At 70.8% G+C, this 17,233-nt stretch carries 21 protein-coding genes; 13 read left to right on the top strand and 8 right to left on the bottom strand.

Annotation, left to right across the window (positions count from 1 at the left end):
- Positions 1 to 309: 309 nt before the first annotated feature.
- A complete protein-coding gene (locus N799_RS11005) occupies positions 310 to 2,178 on the top strand; it encodes a DUF885 domain-containing protein (RefSeq protein ID WP_036212304.1) in 1,869 nt (622 codons plus the stop codon).
- Between the two features lie 91 nt (positions 2,179 to 2,269).
- Here the strand turns inward: N799_RS11005 and N799_RS11010 are convergent, their stop codons facing one another.
- The gene (locus tag N799_RS11010; protein WP_152597931.1) at positions 2,270 to 2,920 is read right to left on the bottom strand and encodes a hypothetical protein; all 651 of its coding nucleotides are present in this window, start codon (positions 2,918 to 2,920) and stop codon (positions 2,270 to 2,272) included.
- A complete protein-coding gene (locus tag N799_RS11015; protein WP_036212308.1) occupies positions 2,917 to 3,504 on the bottom strand; it encodes a pesticin C-terminus-like muramidase in 588 nt (195 codons plus the stop codon). Before N799_RS11015 ends, N799_RS11010 begins: the two co-directional genes overlap by 4 nt.
- 152 nt (positions 3,505 to 3,656) lie before the next feature.
- Between N799_RS11015 and N799_RS11020 the strand changes: the two genes are divergently transcribed.
- The 7 genes from N799_RS11020 (at position 3,657) to N799_RS11050 (ending at position 10,054) form a co-directional block, all read left to right on the top strand.
- Positions 3,657 to 4,994, top strand: coding sequence for a Fic family protein (locus N799_RS11020; RefSeq protein WP_036212310.1), 1,338 nt, complete (start codon positions 3,657 to 3,659; stop codon positions 4,992 to 4,994).
- A gap of 110 nt (positions 4,995 to 5,104) precedes the next feature.
- Entirely contained in the window at positions 5,105 to 5,533 is a 429-nt protein-coding gene (locus N799_RS11025) for a DUF2231 domain-containing protein (protein WP_036212312.1), read from the top strand.
- The gene (locus tag N799_RS11030; protein ID WP_081974988.1) at positions 5,530 to 6,942 is read left to right on the top strand and encodes a PQQ-dependent sugar dehydrogenase; all 1,413 of its coding nucleotides are present in this window, start codon (positions 5,530 to 5,532) and stop codon (positions 6,940 to 6,942) included. Before N799_RS11025 ends, N799_RS11030 begins: the two co-directional genes overlap by 4 nt.
- A 174-nt stretch (positions 6,943 to 7,116) precedes the next feature.
- Positions 7,117 to 7,896 carry a TSUP family transporter gene (locus N799_RS11035; protein WP_036212313.1) on the top strand — a complete coding sequence of 260 codons (780 nt, stop codon included), beginning with the start codon at positions 7,117 to 7,119 and terminating at the stop codon, positions 7,894 to 7,896.
- Positions 7,897 to 7,977: 81 nt separating this feature from the next.
- Positions 7,978 to 8,352, top strand: a complete 375-nt coding sequence (locus tag N799_RS11040; RefSeq protein ID WP_152597932.1) for a hypothetical protein — start codon at positions 7,978 to 7,980, stop codon at positions 8,350 to 8,352.
- Between the two features lie 143 nt (positions 8,353 to 8,495).
- Positions 8,496 to 9,341, top strand: a complete 846-nt coding sequence (locus tag N799_RS11045) for a DUF2167 domain-containing protein (RefSeq protein WP_036212316.1) — start codon at positions 8,496 to 8,498, stop codon at positions 9,339 to 9,341.
- Entirely contained in the window at positions 9,338 to 10,054 is a 717-nt protein-coding gene (locus tag N799_RS11050) for a hypothetical protein (RefSeq protein ID WP_036212318.1), read from the top strand. Before N799_RS11045 ends, N799_RS11050 begins: the two co-directional genes overlap by 4 nt.
- Positions 10,055 to 10,103: 49 nt before the next feature.
- Here N799_RS11050 and N799_RS11055 read toward each other — a convergent pair whose 3' ends face one another.
- Positions 10,104 to 10,397, bottom strand: coding sequence for a DUF1203 domain-containing protein (locus tag N799_RS11055; RefSeq protein ID WP_052101491.1), 294 nt, complete (start codon positions 10,395 to 10,397; stop codon positions 10,104 to 10,106).
- A 32-nt stretch (positions 10,398 to 10,429) separates the two neighbouring features.
- Here N799_RS11055 and msrB point away from each other — a divergent pair, with 32 nt between their 5' ends.
- From msrB to N799_RS11075, 4 genes are all read left to right on the top strand, one after another.
- The gene (gene msrB, locus N799_RS11060; RefSeq protein ID WP_036212320.1) at positions 10,430 to 10,888 is read left to right on the top strand and encodes a peptide-methionine (R)-S-oxide reductase MsrB; all 459 of its coding nucleotides are present in this window, start codon (positions 10,430 to 10,432) and stop codon (positions 10,886 to 10,888) included.
- Positions 10,885 to 11,415 (top strand): peptide-methionine (S)-S-oxide reductase MsrA, encoded by a 531-nt coding sequence (msrA, locus tag N799_RS11065; protein WP_036212323.1) that lies wholly within the window; start codon positions 10,885 to 10,887, stop codon positions 11,413 to 11,415. The genes msrB and msrA overlap by 4 nt, the downstream gene beginning before the upstream one ends.
- 128 nt (positions 11,416 to 11,543) lie before the next feature.
- Positions 11,544 to 12,221: a hypothetical protein gene (locus N799_RS11070; protein ID WP_203225053.1), complete on the top strand. Its 678-nt coding sequence runs from the start codon at positions 11,544 to 11,546 to the stop codon at positions 12,219 to 12,221.
- Positions 12,222 to 12,223: 2 nt separating this feature from the next.
- A complete protein-coding gene (locus tag N799_RS11075; RefSeq protein WP_036212325.1) occupies positions 12,224 to 12,874 on the top strand; it encodes a helix-turn-helix transcriptional regulator in 651 nt (216 codons plus the stop codon).
- A 37-nt stretch (positions 12,875 to 12,911) separates the two neighbouring features.
- Here N799_RS11075 and N799_RS11080 read toward each other — a convergent pair whose 3' ends face one another.
- Entirely contained in the window at positions 12,912 to 13,496 is a 585-nt protein-coding gene (locus N799_RS11080; RefSeq protein WP_036212327.1) for a cysteine hydrolase family protein, read from the bottom strand.
- Positions 13,497 to 13,596: 100 nt separating this feature from the next.
- Here N799_RS11080 and N799_RS11085 point away from each other — a divergent pair, with 100 nt between their 5' ends.
- Positions 13,597 to 14,031: an Lrp/AsnC family transcriptional regulator gene (locus N799_RS11085; protein WP_036212329.1), complete on the top strand. Its 435-nt coding sequence runs from the start codon at positions 13,597 to 13,599 to the stop codon at positions 14,029 to 14,031.
- A 1-nt stretch (position 14,032) separates the two neighbouring features.
- On the opposite strand, the gene N799_RS11090 is transcribed toward N799_RS11085, so the two are convergent.
- The 4 genes from N799_RS11090 to N799_RS11105 form a co-directional block, all read right to left on the bottom strand.
- On the bottom strand, positions 14,033 to 14,734 hold the full coding sequence (locus N799_RS11090; protein WP_052101492.1) for an ion channel: 702 nt from the start codon (positions 14,732 to 14,734) through the stop codon (positions 14,033 to 14,035).
- A gap of 65 nt (positions 14,735 to 14,799) precedes the next feature.
- Positions 14,800 to 15,042: a hypothetical protein gene (locus N799_RS11095; protein ID WP_036212331.1), complete on the bottom strand. Its 243-nt coding sequence runs from the start codon at positions 15,040 to 15,042 to the stop codon at positions 14,800 to 14,802.
- Between the two features lie 66 nt (positions 15,043 to 15,108).
- Positions 15,109 to 15,897 carry a LytR/AlgR family response regulator transcription factor gene (locus N799_RS11100; protein ID WP_036212333.1) on the bottom strand — a complete coding sequence of 263 codons (789 nt, stop codon included), beginning with the start codon at positions 15,895 to 15,897 and terminating at the stop codon, positions 15,109 to 15,111.
- Positions 15,890 to 17,146 carry a histidine kinase gene (locus tag N799_RS11105; protein WP_036212335.1) on the bottom strand — a complete coding sequence of 419 codons (1,257 nt, stop codon included), beginning with the start codon at positions 17,144 to 17,146 and terminating at the stop codon, positions 15,890 to 15,892. The genes N799_RS11100 and N799_RS11105 overlap by 8 nt, the downstream gene beginning before the upstream one ends.
- Positions 17,147 to 17,233: the final 87 nt, after the last annotated feature.

Here is a 17,233-nt window from a genome sequence, read left to right on the forward strand (position 1 = left end):
GCCGGCGGGCTGGCGGTCGCGCTGCTGGCGCGCCGGGCGGCGCCGCCGGGCACGGTCGACGTCGGCCGGCGGCTGTCGCTGCCGCCGGTGCCGGCGCAGGAGGTGATGCTCTACAGCGCGGTCACCGACCGCCGCTCGCGCGAGGCGCTGCGCGTGCTGGTGCTGGCGTTCCAGTAGGCCCGCGGGCCGCTAGGCCGGCGCCAACACCACCGCGGTGGTCGCCCCGGCCTTTCGGCACCTCCGCCGGGCCGGTCCTTTCGGCATGATCGACCGGTCCGGGAGCCTCGCTCCCACCCAACCGGAGCCGCCATGCGCCGCACCCTCGTCCTGTCCGCCCTGTCCCTGGCCCTGCTGACCGCGTGCGCGACCACCGCGCCGACGGCCACCACCGGCACCGCGCCCGCCACCACCACCGCGCAGGCGGCCGCCACCTCCGAAGACGCGCGCATCAACGCGTGGTTCGAGCGCAAGTACGAGGAGCAGCTGCAGTTCAGCCCGATCCAGATGACCTTCCTCGGCCGCAAGGACCGCTACGGCGAGATCGACGACCTGTCGCGCGAGGCCGCCGACAAGCGGCTGGCGTGGCAGGTCGCGGCGCTGGAGGAGATGAAGGCGACCTTCGACTACGAGGCATTGAGCGACGGCCCGCAGCTGTCGTGGGACCTGTTCGAGTACCAGACCCGCACCGCGCAGAAGTCGCACCGGTTCGATGACCACGGCTACCCGTTCGAGCAGATGGGCGGCATGCAGGCGCAGCTGCCGACCTTCCTGATCAACTTCCACAAGGTCGAGGACGAGTCCGACTACACCGCCTACGTCTCGCGCCTGCGCCAAGTGCCGCGTGCGTTCGGGCAGCTGATGGACCAGGTGGAGCGTTCGGCCGCGCAGGGCATCCGCCCACCGCGCTTCGCCCACGAGGGCGTGATCGACCAGGCGACCAAGGTCGTCACCGGCGCGCCGTTCACCGACGGTCCCGACAGCGCGTTGTGGGCCGACGCGCAGGCCAAGGCCGACGCGCTGGTGAAGGCCGGCAAGATCGACGCCGCCCGTGCCGCCGAGCTCAAGGCCGGGGCGCGCGCGGCGCTGGTGGAGGCGGTGCAGCCGGCCTACGCCGACGTGATCGCGTGGTTCAGGGCCGACCTGCCGAACGCGCTGGAAAATCCGTCCGGCGTCGGCACCACCCATCCCAACGGCGCCGCGTACTACGCCGAGCGCCTCGCCGCGTCGACCACCACCAACCTCACCCCCGACCAGGTGCATCAAATCGGCCTCGACGAGGTGGCGCGCCTGCGCGGCGAGATGGAGGCGCTGAAGGACCGCGTCGGCTTCAAGGGCGACCTCAAGGCGTTCTTCCACTTCGTCCGCACCGACCCACGGTTCAAGTACCCCAACACCGATGCCGGCCGGCAGGCCTACATCGACGACGCCACCAAGGCGATCGAGACGATCAAGCAGCAGCTACCGGATTACTTCGGCCTGCTGCCGAAGGCGGACCTGGTGGTCAAGCGCGTCGAGCCGTTCCGCGAGGTCGCCGGCGCCGCCCAGCATTACTACCCGAGCACGCCGGACGGTTCGCGCCCGGGCGTGTACTACGCCCACCTGTCCGACATGAACGCGATGCCGAAGACCGAGCTGGAGGTCATCGCCTACCACGAGGGCCTGCCGGGCCACCACATGCAGATCGCCATCGCGCAGGAGCTGGAGGGCGTGCCGGAGTTCCGCAAGCAGGCCGGCTTCAGCGCCTACTCGGAAGGCTGGGGCCTGTACTCGGAGTGGCTGGCGCGCGAGATGCCGGGCACCTACACCGACCCGTACTCGGAGTACGGCCGGCTGACCAGCGAGATGTGGCGCGCGATCCGGCTGGTGGTCGACACCGGCCTGCATGCCAAGGGCTGGACCCAGCAGCAGGCGGTCGACTACTTCGCCGCCAACAGCTCGATCCCGCAGGAGGCGATCGAGGCCGAGGTGGGCCGCTACATCACCTGGCCGGGCCAGGCGACCAGCTACAAGATCGGCATGATCAGGATCCAGGAGCTGCGCGCGCGCGCCGAGAAGGCACTCGGTGACGACTTCGACATCCGCGGCTTCCACGACGCCATCCTCGGCGGCGGCGCGCTGCCGCTGACCCTGCTGGAGCGCAAGATCGACCAGTGGATCGCGGACGAGAAGAAGGCCTGACCGTCCCGTTTCAAGCGCTTGGCCAGACAAGGCCCGGGGTGACTCCCGGGCCTTGTCGTTCGGGTCGGTGCGATAGCACGACGGCTCGTTGTCAGCGCAGCGGGAACGCGGTCAGCAGCCCCGCGCGGGCCGCGTCGCGGATCACCACCGCGTCGAAGGACCGGTAACTGCCGGCAGCCGAGTCATCGCCGATCCACAACAGCCAGTCCTCGCGCCCGTCGCCGTCGAAGTCGGCGGCGGCGACGCGCTCGACCCGCATGAACCAGTCGGCGGCATCCAGCGTCGCCGCGTTCGCATCGATCGCCAGCGGCTCGTCGACCAGTGTTTCGAAGGTGTATGCCTGCGCGGTGACGCGCGGCCCGCGCGAAGACGGGAAGCTGCGGAAATCCAGCCGGGTCGCCAGGGCGTGGCCGGCGCTGGTCGGCGCGAGCGGTACGGGCCGCGCGCGCTGGAGCAGGGCGAGCGAATCGCAGATCACGTAGTCCTGCAATGCGGCCATCAATTCGGGGTCCTCGCGGTCGATGCCGCCCGACTGCTGCAGGTACCCGTCGCAGGTCGTGACGGTGGTACCGGATGGCAGCTGCAGCGGCGAACGTTCCGCCGCCATCGCCGCCGCCACGTCATCCAGCGCCGCGCGCAGTTCCGCGTTGAAAACCTGCACCCCGCCCGCGCCGGACGGCGCCGATGCACAGGCGCCCAATGCAACGACCATGGTCGCGAGCGCAGCCCGCGCGACGCTCATCGCGCAGCCTCCACGGCCGGTGTTTCCAGCAGGCGCGACAACAGGTCCGCTTCCAGATTGCGGCGGGTCGGGTAACGGTCGCCGAACGCGCGCAGTTCGGTGACGGCGGCGCGCCAGTCCTGCAGGCAGACCGTACGCCAGAACCGCGGCGCCGCGGTGGCCAGGTCGCCGTACTGGAACGCGACCGATGCGATCGTCGTCTGCGCCTCGGCCGGAAGGTCGAAGAACGCGATGCCGTCGCGATTGAGTACGGATGCGCCGTAGTCGTGCGCCAGTCGCGCGACGAAGCGGGCCTTGAACGCGCTGTTGATGAGCAGCGCATCCGCCATCGTGATCCGCAGCGGCTTTTCGGCGAGCAGCGTGCGCGCGTCCTGCCGGGTCACGCCCAGGTACGGGTCGAGCTGGTCGATCAGGCGCGCCGGCAGCCCGAGCGCGAGCAGGTCGATGCGGTGGCGCTGGCCAAGGTCGAAACCGGTGGCAATGGTCACTCCGCTGCGGCTGAACCGCGCGTCGGGGACGTAGCCGTCCAGCCTGAGGGCACCCTCGCGGGCGGCGATGAACGCATAGTCGATACGGTCGGGCACGGCGTCTCCTTTGCCTGTCAGCCAATCCTTTGGGAACCCGGACCATAACATCCGTCTTCGTGCCGCGCGGATGGGGGCGCGCGGTCCGCGGTTGCGGCAACTATCAATTTGCTATAAATATTTCTGACTTTTATAGCAAATTGATAGTTGCCGTGAAGCTTCCGGTTCCTGCCCCGCAACTGACTGATCTAATCAGGTCCTCCGATCTGGATCTGGGCGGGCTTATGCGCCTTGGGATCGGACCGGAAGTCGAGGGGGTCTATGAGCATTGGGATCGCCTGCGGCATCTGTCGTCGCCGGATGGGCTTTCGAACCTTGAATGGTGGGCGGCGATAAAGCTCGCGCGACAGGGTCTCGCCCATCCGCTGCCTCTGCGGGACAAGCAGGGGCGACGCTTCGCGGTATCGCTCACCGGCAACATGCAGCGCAAACTGCATTTCCTCGACCGGGAGGCCGCGGGCGCGCTCCAGAGCTCTGGGGCAGTGGACGATGACAGCACGCGCAAGTACTACCTCATGCGTTCGCTCATCGAGGAGGCAGTGACGTCCTCGCAGTTGGAAGGCGCATCGACGACCCGTCAGGTCGCCAAGGAAATGCTCAGTACCGGCCGCGCGCCACGCGACCGCAGCGAGCAGATGATCCACAACAACTACGCGATGATGCAGATGCTCCGGACGCTCCGCGACCAGGAACTGAGCGTCGGAATGATCCTGCGGATGCATCGTCTGCTGATGACGGATGCGATCGACGAACCCACGCAAGCCGGACGGCTGCGTTCGGCCGAGGACAACGTCGTGGTGCAGGACCGGGGCGACCCCACCATCACCCTGCACGTACCTCCACCGGCGGCCGAGCTTCCGGCACGGCTGCAGGCGCTGTGTGACTTCGCCAACGACGGCGACACCGGCGAGTTCCTGCACCCGATCATCCGCGCCATCGCGGTCCATTTCCAGATCGGCTACGACCATCCCTTCTGCGACGGGAACGGCCGGACGGCGCGTGCGCTGTTCTACTGGATGATGCTGCGCTCGGGATACTGGGTGTCGGAGTACATCTCCATTTCCAGCGTCCTCAGGCGGGCGCCGCAGCAGTACGTTCGCGCCTACCTGCATACCGAAAGCGACGGCACGGACATTAGCTATTTCGTGGCGCACCAGCTCGACGTGATCATCAAGGCGGTCGAAGGGTTGCGCGGATACCTGGCCAGAAAGGCGCAGGAACGGAACCAGGCCGAAACGCTGTTGCGACCCGGGTCGGCGCTCGGCGCGCGGCTGAACCACCGCCAGCGCTCACTGTTGCTGCATGCGATAAGAAACCCCGGCAGCGTCTACGAGATCGCCGGTCACCAAACAGCACACCGCGTGACCTATCCGACTGCACGTGCGGACCTGCTTGGACTGGTCGGGCTTGATCTGCTCGTCCAGGACAAGCGCGGCAAGGCCTTTGTTTTCAGTCCCGTCTCCGACCTGCCCCAGAGACTGGAACGCTGAGCGAAGGCGTGTGGCCCGCGGCGGGAACGCCGGGGCCGCCCACCTTCGCCTTCCGTGCACTCCCGTTGTGGTGCGCTGCCGCTGTTCAGGCACCCGTCAGGAGGAGAGGCATGGCTGCGACCTACGAACGGACCCGCCTGCGTGTGGGCCGGCCGACCCATCCGCTGCACGCGTTCCTGCTCGCCGGGATGGTGCCGCTGTTCCTCGGCGGGCTGCTGTGCGACTGGGCGTACCGCAATACCCACCACATCCAGTGGAGCAACTTCGCCTCGTGGCTGATCGCCGGCGCGATGGTGATGTGCGGGCTGGCGCTGGTGTGCTCGATCTTCGGGCTGTTCCGCGGCGGGCGACATGGACTGCTGTCCTTCCTGGTGCTGCTGGCGACGTTCGTGCTGGGTTTCATCAACGCGCTGGTGCACGGGCAGGACGCATGGGCGATCTTCCCGGAGGCGCTGGTGCTGTCGGTGGTGGTCACCGTGCTGGCGGTGGTCGCGACCTGGCTGGGCTTCTCGGGCTACCGCGCAGGGGGTGTGTCATGAACCGGCTGCATGTGCTCGCCGCCGCCACCACCGCGGTGCTGCTGGCCGGCTGTGGTGCCGGCAACGACGTGCCGCCGCCCGAATACGGCGCCAACCCGACCCTGCCCGAGCCTTCGCGCGGCTTGCTGCCAAGCATGGTCATCGCCGAACCGGGCGAGTGGGGCGACCGTCGTCCGGTCGTGCCCGACGGCTACCGCATCACCGCGATCGCCACCGACCTGCAGATCCCGCGGCAGACGCTGGTGCTGCCCAACGGCGACATCATCGTCGCCGAGGGCCGCGGCGGCGCTGCGCCCAAGCTCAAGCCCAAGGACATCATCGCCGGGCCGATCAAGGCCGCCGGCAACACCTCGGTCAAGAGCGGCAACCGCCTGACCCTGCTGCGTGACGCCGACGGCGACGGCACCTACGAGTTGCAGTCGGTGTTCGCCGACAACCTCGACGCGCCGTACGGGCTCGCGTTCGTCGACGGCTCGCTGTACGTCGCCAACCAGGGCGAACTGGTGCGGTTCGACTACCGCGAGGGCCAGACCCAGGCCAGCGGCGAGCCGGAGTCGATCACGCTGCTGCCGTCGGAGATCAACCACCACTGGACCAAGGCGATGACTGCCAGCCCGGACGGGCGGTTCCTGTACGTCGGCATCGGCTCCAACAGCAACATCACCGAGCGCGGCATGACCGCCGAGGTCGACCGCGCACTGGTCTGGCAGATCGACCGCGGGACCGGCATGCACAAGCCGTACGCGACCGGCCTGCGCAACCCGACCGCGCTGGCGTTCCTGCCCGGCACCGACCAGCTGTGGGCGGTGGTCAACGAGCGCGACGAGCTCGGCCCGAACCTGGTGCCGGACTACCTGACCTCGGTGCGCGAGGGCGGCTTCTACGGCTGGCCCTACAGCTACTGGGGCCAGAACGTCGACACCCGGGTGATGCCGCAGGACCCGCAGAAGGTCGCCTCGGCGATCGCGCCGGACTACGCGCTGGGTTCGCACGTGGCCGCGCTCGGGCTGGACTTCTCGGTCCCGGCGATGGGCGCGCAGTTCGCGGACGGCGCCTTCGTCGGCGAGCACGGCAGCTGGAACCGCGCCGAACCGGTCGGCTACAAGGTCGTGTTCGTGCCGTTCCGCAACGGCCGCCCGGCGGGCGACCCGATCGACTTCGTCAGCGGCTTCAACGTCGACGGCACCACCTACGGCCGACCGGTCGGGGTGACGGTGGATCCGCGCGGCGCGCTGATCGTCGCCGACGACCTGTCGAACACGGTCTGGCGGGTGACGCCGGAGACGCCGGTGGCAGCGCCGGCCGAGCCGCTGCCCGGCGACGCGACGGACGCAGCGGCGACGCCGGCGGATGGCGAGGTGCCGGCGGAAGCTCCGGCGGACGCGGCGCCGGAGGGTGGCGCGGCGTAGGCGTTCCTGCTGGTTATCCGCAAGTGACTTGGATGGCTTCGGACGCGATCTACAGGTCGCGGCTGAAGCCGCACTCACCGGGGGATTGCGGGGCGTGGCGGCTTGCGTCGCTGGCGTCCGCCGTGGCCGGCGCCGGTCGATAATGCGGACCCGTCGACCGCCCGCGCAGGCCCCATGGAACTCGGCATCGAAGTCATTGCCCTGCTGATGGCAGTGGCGTTCGTGGCCGGCGTCATCGACGCGATCGCCGGTGGCGGCGGCCTGCTGACGATCCCGGCGCTGATGGCGGCCGGGGTGCCGCCGGTGCACGCGATCGCGACCAACAAGCTGCAGAGCAGTTTCGGCACCGCCAGCGCGGTGGTGGCGTTCGCGCGCAAGGGGCGGATCGATTTCCGCCGCTTCGCCCGGCCGGCGGTCGGCGCGTTCATCGGCTCGGCGGTCGGCGCGTGGGTATTGCAGCGGGTCGATCCCGCATTCCTGGCCGGGCTGATCCCGGTGCTGCTGATCCTGATGGTGATTTATTTCACCGTGGCGCCCAAGGCCTCCGAGGAGGACCGCCACAGCCGCCTGGGTGCCGGCGCGCTGGTCGGCATCGTCACCGTGATCGGGTTCTACGACGGCTTCTTCGGCCCCGGCACCGGTTCGTTCCTGACCACCGTGCTGGTCGCGCTGTTCGGCATGGGACTGGTGTCGGCGACCGCGCACACCAAGTTCCTCAACCTCGCCAGCAACGTCGCTGCGCTGGTCACGCTGGTGATCGGCGGCCAGGTGCTGTGGGCGGTCGGCCTGGTGATGGCGGTGGCGAGCATCGCCGGCGGGCAGGTCGGCGCGCACCTCGCGCTGCGCGTCGGCGGCAAGGTGATCCGGCCGCTGCTGGTGGTGATGGCGCTGGCGCTGACGCTGAAACTGCTGGCCGATCCGGACAATCCGCTGGCGGCATGGCTGCTGGGCTAGCCGGCCCCGGAGCCACGCCCGGTCGTGGCGGCCTGCACCCGGCCCCGCCACGCGGTAGTCTCCAGCGGCGAGGTGCCCGACTTGGACCGCGAATTCCTGATTGCTTTCTCGACGTATGACGACGTGCTGCGCGCCCGGGTGATCGGCGTGCGCTCGCTGGAATCGACGGTCGGCTACTGGGAGGCGATCGCGAAGGAGCTGGCGCTGTGCCGGTCCGGTGGGTTGCTGCTGGTCGACGAGCTCCAGGGCGAGGAGCTGTCGGCGTCGGAATGGAAGACGCTGGTGGCGAACATGCTCGGCCGCGGACTGGACGGCGTGCGCATCGCCCATGTCAAACCGTTCGCGCTGGACCAGATCGACTACTGCGAGCGTTCGGCCACCGCGGCCGGGCTGGTGGCGCGCGTGTTCCGCGAGGAGGCGCAGGCGCGCCGATGGCTGGCCGGGCCGGGCGGATAGCCGTCGGGCCCGGGGCCTGCCCCGGGGGGAATCCGGCCCTAACAGCCCGGTGACAGCCGGGCGTCCAGTGGCGATGATCGCCGGGCCGGCGCCATGGGGATGGCGGACCGGCGACTCGATGGACTGACTACAGGGGATGGGGAATGAAGAAGCTTTTCGCGGCCGCAGGGCTGCTGGCGGTGCTGTGGGCGGGTGGCGGCGTGCAGGCGCAGGAGGCCGGCCAACCGCAGGTGGCATTCGACTGGCAGCGCGGCCCGGGTACGGGCGCGATCGGCCAGCGCGCGGCGATCGAGATCCCGGACGAGTACGTGTTCCTCGACGCCGCGGAGACCCGCCGCTACGTGGAGTGGACCGAGAACATCCCGTCCGACGAGGAGTACCTGTTCGGTCCGACCAGCGACAAGTGGGAGGCCTACTTCTCGTTCTACGAGGAAGGCTACGTCAAGGACGACGAGAGCCTGGACGCCGACGAACTGCTCGCCTCGCTGCAGGAAAGCCAGGCCGCGTCGAACGAGGAGCGCCGCAGCCGCGGCTGGTCGGAACTGGTGCTGGAGGGCTGGCACGTGCCGCCGCGCTACAACCCCGACACCCGCACGCTGGAATGGGCGACGCTGCTGCGCGACTCCGAGTCCGGCAACACCAGCATCAACTACAACACCCGCGTGCTGGGGCGGAAGGGCACGATGAGCGTGCAGGTGGTGGCGCGCCCGGAGGACTTCGACGCCGGGCTGGCCGAGTTCAAGGCGAGCATGGACGGGTTCGCGTACAACGCCGGCGAGCGGTACGCCGACTACATGCCGGGTGACCGGGTCGCCGAGTACGGGCTGGCCGCGCTGGTCACCGGCGGTGCGGTCGCGGCGGCCGGCAAGAAGGGCCTGTTCGGCGTCATCGGCGCGTTCCTCGCCTCCGCGTGGAAGCTGCTGCTGGCCGGTCTGGTCGGCATCGGCGTGTGGCTGAAGTCGCGCTTCGGGAAGAAGGGCGGCCGGTGATCCCGGCCGGCGAGCTGCTGCTGGTGGCGGGCGCGTGTGCGCTGTACGCGTTCGACGCCGGCCGGCTGCTGTACGCCGACGAGTTCATGCTGGAAGGCCGGGGCAACCGCTGGCGCGCACGCGATGGTGCCGCCGTGCTGCTATCCGGCCGCCGCCCGCTGCTGCCCGACCTGCTGCGACCGGGGCGGGCGCTGCTGCCGGTATCGGTCGAGCGCCTGGCGTGCGGGAGCGGTCCGTCCGGCGCCGACACCCGGCATTTCCTCGCCGCGCTGCGACCGTTCGGACGGCGGGCGACCCTGCTGATGGTGCTGTTCTTCCCGGGGTTGCCGCTGGTGCTGCGCACCTTCGGCACCGGGGTCGTGCTGCTGGCATGGATGGTGGCGGTGTACGCCGTGATCGGTTCGATCGCGTGGCGGCTGTGGCGCGGCCGGCGCGTGCTCGAGCTGCCGACGGCGGCGGTCGCGTCGCTCGCGCTGGAGTGCGCGCTGTGTCCGCCGTTCGCGATCAACATCGTCCGCAAGCTGTGCGGGCGCGCCGAGCGGCTGCGGCTTGACGATGCCCGGCGGGTGCTTGGCGAGGACGGCCATCGCGTGCTGCGCCAGGCCGCGGCGCACCGCATCGACGACCTGCTGTCGTACCTGCCGCCGGACGGTGACACGGTCGGCCGCCTGGGCGAACAGCGGGCGCGCCTGCAGCTGGAGGCGACGCCGTGAGCGGCACCGAGACCGTCGTCCGGGCCACCCGTCCGCCGGGAAACGTGAGTCACGCGCGGGCGATGCGCCCGGCGTAGCAGCCCCGGGTGGCGTAATGGGCCTGGAGGTAGTCGACCTGCGCGTTCGCCAGCAGCCGGATGATCGCGCCCTCCGCGTCGCGGCCGTCGACCAGTTCGGCGTCGACCATCAGGTGGTCGCGGTCGAACGCGCGCAGCGACAGCACGCGGCTGCGCATCACCTCCGGGATCTCGCCGACGGCGTCGTAGGCGGCGGTCGCGCCTTCGCGGACGAAGATCGCGTGGCTGGCGCGGTAGGGCGTTGAGTTCCGCCCGTCGGGCCCCATGCAGTCAGGGTTTCCCGCCGCAGGAGTTCGCCATGCCGCAGTACCGCAAGGATCCCGACGCGATCGCGCGCCTCACTCCCGAGCAGTTCCGGGTCACCCAGCACAGCGGCACCGAGCACCCCGGCACCGGCGAGTACCTCGGCAACAAGGCGCCGGGCATCTACGTCGACATCGTGTCCGGCGAGCCGCTGTTCGCGTCCAGCGACAAGTACGAGTCCGGCTGCGGCTGGCCGAGCTTCACCCGGCCGATCGAACCCGCCCACGTCAGCGAGCTGCGCGACACCAGCCACGGCATGGTCCGGGTCGAGGTGCGCTCGACCCACGGCGACAGCCACCTCGGCCACGTGTTCCCGGACGGGCCGCCCGACCGCGGCGGGCTGCGCTACTGCATCAACTCGGCGTCGCTGCGGTTCGTCCCGCGCGAGCAGATGGAAGCGCAGGGCTACGGCGCCTACCTCGACCAGGTGGTGGACGCGGAGAACACGCGATGAGCGACGAACGCGCGGATGCCCCCGGCACGGAGAAGGCGATCCTCGCCGGCGGCTGCTTCTGGGGCATGCAGGACCTGATCCGCAAGCTGCCGGGCGTGCTCTCGACCCGTGTCGGTTACAGCGGCGGCGACGTGGCGAACGCGACCTACCGCAACCACGGCAGCCACGCCGAGGCGATCGAGATCGTGTTCGACCCCGCGCAGACGAGCTACCGCCGGCTGCTGGAGTTCTTCTTCCAGATCCACGACCCGACCACGCCGGACCGGCAGGGCAACGATCGCGGCACGTCGTACCGCTCGGCGATCTACTACACCTCGCCCGCGCAGCAGCGCGTGGCCGTGGACACCATCGCCGACGTCGAGGCGTCGGGGTTGTGGCCGGGCAAGGTAGTCACCGAGGTTGCGCCCGCCGGCGCCTTCTGGGAGGCCGAGCCCGAGCACCAGGATTACCTGGAGCGCTATCCCGAGGGTTACACCTGCCACTTCATCCGGCCCGACTGGGTGCTGCCGGAACGCGGCCACGGCTGACCGCTCGTCCGTGCGGCACGGTGTAATCCGGATGCCGTCACTGGTGCTTTACACATATCCGGATTGAGTAACTGGTGGAAGCCGGCAGGCTGGGGCTGCCGCGATCCGCGGTCCACGAGGATTCCGCCATGAAACCGATGCCACTCACGCTTGCCGTTCCCCTGCTGCCCCTGCCCCTGCTTCTCGCCGGTCCGGCGGCCGCCACCGCGCCGGCCGTCCCGCATGCCCATGTGCCCGCGATCGCGGCCGAGGCAGCCGCCCGCGCGCCGGTGGCACCGCAACTGCAACAAGCGCTGCGCGACCTGTGGCACGGCCACGTGGTTGCCACCCGCGATTACGCGCTGGCGGTGGAAGTCGCCGACGCCGCCGCCGTGCGGAAGGCCGCCGACGCGGTGGTCGCCAACGCCGGCGATATCGCCAACGCGGTGGGCGGCTTCTACGGCGACGCCGCCGGCAAGCAGATGCTGACCCTGCTGGGCGGGCACTGGGGCGCGGTCAAGGCACTGACCGATGCCCGCCACGACGGCGACGCCGCGGCCGCGCAGGCGGCGATGGACGAGCTGGTCGCCAACGCCGACGCGATCGCCGTGTTCCTGGGCGGCGCCAACCCCTACCTGCCGGCCGATGCCGTGCGCGGCCTGCTGGTCGCCCATGGCGGCCACCATGCGGCCCAGATCCAGCAGATCATGGCAGGCGACATGGCCGGCGAGGCGAAGACTTGGCAGGCGATGCAGGCTCACATGGACGTGATTGCCGATGCGCTGGCCGCCGCGATCGCCCGCCAGTTTCCCGACAGGGCCAGCTGAGCATGGCCGCGCTGCAGCGCTTCGGTCCGACCCAGCAGAACCTGCTGCGCGCGCTGCTGCCGGCGGCGGACGGGCTCGACATCGAAGCGCTGTGCACCGCGTTGCGGGTCAGCCACAACGCGGTGCGGCAGCACCTGGCCGCGTTGCTGGCCGGCGGCTTCGTCACCCGCGGCCGGTCCCGCGCCAGTGGCGGCCGGCCGCGTGCGTGTTACCTGCTGACCGATGCCGGCCGCGACCTGTTCCCGCGCAACTACGGGTTGATCGCGACCCGCGTGCTGGAGCACCTGTACGCCACCGCGGGGCCGGCGCAGGTGCAGGCCCTGCTGGTCGACATGGGGCGCGAACTGGGTCGCGGCATGGCGGTGCCAGCCGATGCCGACGACGCGGCCGCGGCGCTCGCCTCGCAGATGGACGCGCTCGGCTACGAGGCGCAGGCGGTGCGCCGCGACGGGGCGACGCAGGTGGAGGCCTACAACTGCGTGTTCCACACCCTCGCGCGGGCGCATCCGGAAGTCTGCCGGTTCGACCTGGCGTTCATGGAGGCGGCAAGCGGGCGGCCGGTGCAGCACCTGGAGTGCCTGGTCCGTGGCGGGCGCGCCTGCAGGTTCCGGCTGGGCGAGCGCGCAGCCGGGGAGCCCCCCGCGGACAGTTAGTGCGCACGGCGCTGCCGTGGCCGCGCGCGTTGGTGCGTCATCGCGGTCGGCCGGCGTGCGCCGGCTCGTCCAGTGCGGCGACCACTGCCGCGGTGTCGACCACGCTGCCGAACTCGGCGTGCAGGGTCGCCAGGTGGGCGCGGTGGATCTGCGCCGACGGGACCGTCGCGCCACCCGCATCGACCAGCTCGTAGCAGGCGGTCGCGTCGCCGACCACGACGGTACGGTAGCCGAGGTTGGCCGCGACGCGCGCGCTGGTCGACACGCACATGTCGGTGGTCATGCCGAACAGCACCACCTGTTGCACGCCGAGCCGGCGCAGGCGCAGGTCGAGGTCGGTGCCGATGAAGGCGGCGTTGACCGACTTGCTGACCAGCGGTTCGTCGCCGAGTGGCTCGAAGCCCGGGCGCAGCGGGTTGCCGGGCTGTCCCGGCCGGAACGGCGAGCCGGGCTGGACCGAGTCGTGGCGCACGTGGATGAGCGGGCGGCCGCTGGCGCGCCACGCCGCGAGCAGGCGCAGGCCATTGGCCTCCATCGCCGGGTTGCTGCTGGCGGACAGGTCGAACGCCTGCTGGACGTCGATCGGGATCAGTGCGGTGGGCAGGTCGAGGGCGAGGGTCATCGGTGGGGCCGGGGTGGGTGGGCCACCACGATGCGCGCGCGGCGGCGCCGGTCTCAACCCGGCAGAATGACGGGTCCGCCGCCCTATCGAAGGCCCTGCCTTGAAGCCGCTCGACGCCACCGACCGCACGCTCATCGCCCTGCTGCAGGACAACGCGCGACTGTCGACCGTCGCGCTGGCCCGGGCGGTCGGCCTGGCACGCAGCAGCGTGCAGGAGCGCCTGCAGCGGCTGGAGTCGGCCGGCGTGATCGCGCAGTACACGGTGCGGCTGGGCAGCGGCGGCGACCCGCTGCAGGCGTGGCTGCTGCTGCGCTATGCCGACGGCTTCAGCTGCGACGACGTGATGCCGCTGCTGGCCGCGCTGCCGGCGGTGCGCACCTGCCACAGCGTCGCCGGCGAGATCGACATGCTGGTGCTGGTGCAGGCCGACACTCCGTCGGAGCTGGCCGACCTGCGCGAGAAGATCGTCGCGTTCAAGGGCGTCGACGACGTCACCACGATGCCGGTGCTGCGGGTCGCGCTGGACCGGCGCTGACTCAGCGGCTGCGGTCGGTGCGCGTGCGGTTGAGGGTCAGGCCGATCACCCTGCCGACCACCGCGGCGATGTAGCCGACGCCGGCGAACTGCTCCAGCATCACCACCGCGCGCGCCTGTGCGCCGATCGGCATGATGTCGCCGTTGCCGGTGCCCGACAGCGTCGAGAAGCTCAGGAACAGCAGCTCGATCCAGCGCCGCGGGCGCTCGGGCTCGACCATGCCGGTGAAGCTGTCCGGGTAAAGCGCCTGGCACACCAGGAACGCGTAGGCGAAGCCCCACGCCAGCAGGGTGAAAGTGGCGGCGGCGGCGAACAGCTCGTCGACGCTGACCCGGTGGTCGTCGAGCATGTAGCGGATCAGCGCGATGGCGGCGTAGAAATACAGCGCCGACTCCAGCGCCGAGGAGACCGCGACCAGCCCCGGCCGATCGAGTGCGATCGAGACCAGCGACAGCACGATCGCCGGCACCGCCAGCGCCCAGGCGACCCAGTTGGTCGAGCGGCTGTTGCGCACCACCCAGACCGTCAGCGGCACCACCACCAGTGCCATCGCGCCGAACACCACCCGGCCGTCGCGGGTGGCGTCCATCGCCGGGTACACCAGCAGGCTCAGCAACTGCGCCGCCAGCAGCAACGCCGAAGGGTGTGCGGCGGCCAACGCGACCAGGCGGCGGGGCGAGCGGAACAGGGGATGCAGGGCCATCGCGCAAGGATGCCGCATTCGGCGGCGGCATGGTCAACCGATGGAAGGCGCGGGGTTCGGTGCGCTCAGTCGATCGCGGCCGCGGCGCTGCCGGGCGGCTTCGGAGCGGAGAGCGGTGCCACCGGCGCGGGCCGGCAGTCACCGCCGCACGGGTCGACGCACAGCACCAGCCGGTCCAGTCCCGGCAGCTGGTGGCAGCGCGGCGCCGGCGCGTCGCCCTGCGCGAGCCGCTGAAGTGGCACGGCATCGCCGGGGTCGATCCCGGCCAGCGCGAGCACGACGTAGAGCAGGGCGATGAGCTTGGACACGGGGACACCTCGATCGAACGTACGGCGCAAGGGATGCGCGGGCGGGCGGCGGGGCTGCGGGGCGGGCTACATGTGCCGGAACAGCGCCATGAACGGTGCGCTGACGGCGAGCGTCTCCGGCCGCGACTTCAGCCGCACGGTGCCGCGGCCGCTGTCGTCGCGGACCACCCCGGCGACCGCCTTGAGGTTGACGATGGTCGAGCGGTGGATCTGCTTGAACGTGTTGCCGTCCAGCACCGCCAGCAGGTCCTTGATCGGCGTGCGCAGCAGCGCCTCGCCGTCGGCGGTGACGACGGTGGTGTACTTGTTGTCGGCGCGGAAGTACGCGACCTCGTCGACCAGGATCAGGCGGGTCTCGCGGCCGGCGCTGGCGGTCAGCCAGGTCAGCGGCGGTGGCGCGTCGGCGCCGCGCTGCTGCAGCCCGGGATGCGCGCCGAGGCGTTCCAGCAGGCCGGCCAGCGCGGCCGCCTCGTTGTTGCCGCTGCGCGACTGCAGCCGCTCGATCGTGGTCGCCAGCCGCTCCGGCCTGATCGGCTTGAGCAGGTAGTCGACCGCGCCGCGCTCGAACGCATCGACCGCGTACTGGTCGTAGGCGGTGACGAACACGATCTGCGTCGCCGGGCTGGCCTCGACCGCGGCCGCGGCGACGTCGAGGCCGGTCAGGCCGGGCATGCGGATGTCGAGGAAGGCGACGTCGGGGTGGTGTTCGGCCAGCGCCTCGACCGCGCCGGCGCCGTCCTCGCACTCGACCAGCACGCGCAGCTGCGGCCATGCGCTGGCGAGCTGGTCGAGCAGGGCGCGCCGCAGCAGCGCCTCGTCCTCGGCGACGATGCAGGTGGGGGCGTGCTCAGGCATGGGACACCTCGCGCTGGTAGCGGGCCGGTACCGACAGGGTCGCGGCGACGCCGGCCGGGAAGTTGGCGACCACCGCCAGCGAGGCGTCGCCGCCGAACGCCAGCCGCAGCCGCTCGCGCACGTTCTTCAGGCCGATGCCGGTACCGCTGGTCTTGCTGTTGAAGCCGTTGCCGTCGTCGGCCACGGTGATCGCCACGTCGCCGTCGGCGGCGCGGGCGCGGATCCAGACGGTGCCGCCACCGGTGCGCGGCTCCAGCCCGTGCTTGATCGCGTTCTCCACCAGCGTCTGCAGCATCATCGGCGGCAGCACGGTGGCGCGCAGCGGCTCGGGTACGTCGACCTGCACCTGCAGCCGCGGGCCCATGCGGATCCGCAGGATCTCCAGGTAGGCCAGCGCGCGTTCGAGCTCGGCGCCGAGGGTCGACATCTCCTCGTCGACGCTGGGCAGCGAGCGGCGCAGGTACTGGATCAGGTGGCCGAGCATCTCGTCGGCGCGGGCCGGGTCGCTGCGGGTCAGCAGCTGCGCGCTGGCCAGCGTGTTGTAGAGGAAGTGCGGCTCCACCTGCGCGTGCAGCAGGCTCAGCCGCGCCACGGTCAGCTCCTTCTCGGTCGCGGTCTGGGCGGCGTCGGCCTTCTCGCCGCGGCGGCGCTCGCCGACCCGGCGGGTGATCGCCCGGCTGATCGCCTCGGCGTTCTCGTAGTTGGTGGCGTCGTCGACCTGGAACCAGTCGCTCCACGCCGGCGCTTCCGGCTCGCAGATCAGGGTCACGCTGCCGGTGTCGTGGCCGGGGGTGACGGTCGCGAGGATCTGGTTGCGCGGGATGCCGAACCACCACAGCAACGGGTTCCAGCGGCCCATCGAATGCTCGCCGTAGGTTCTCGGGCGGCCGACCCGGGCACGCACCTGCAGGCTGTCGCGCGCACTCTCGACGTGTTCGATGCGTGGCAGCTCGCGGATCGCGGCGTCGAGCAGGTCGAACGCCTCGCCGGCTTCGAACGGGATCTCGATCTGGCGGCGCTGCCGGTTGGCCAGGGTCGCCTTGTCGATGCGCCCGGCGATCAGCCGGACCCGGCCCAGGTGCGACAGCGCCCCTGCCACCACCAGCGCCATCGTGATCATCCCGGCCAGCACGATCGGCCAGTCGATCCAGCCGATCAGCGGCAGGTTGGACCACAGGATGGCGACCAGGAAGATCGCCAGCATCCAGGCGATGGCGAGGCGCAGGACGAAGAAGAAGCTCTTGATCATGGGATGTCCTTGCGTTGGCGTGTCCGCACCGGAGGGTGGGCGGCCGGTTGCGGCGAGCAGTGGCGACGAGCAATTGCGGCGGAGCAT

This window comes from Lysobacter arseniciresistens ZS79, from assembly GCF_000768335.1.
Lineage (GTDB): Bacteria > Pseudomonadota > Gammaproteobacteria > Xanthomonadales > Xanthomonadaceae > Novilysobacter > Novilysobacter arseniciresistens.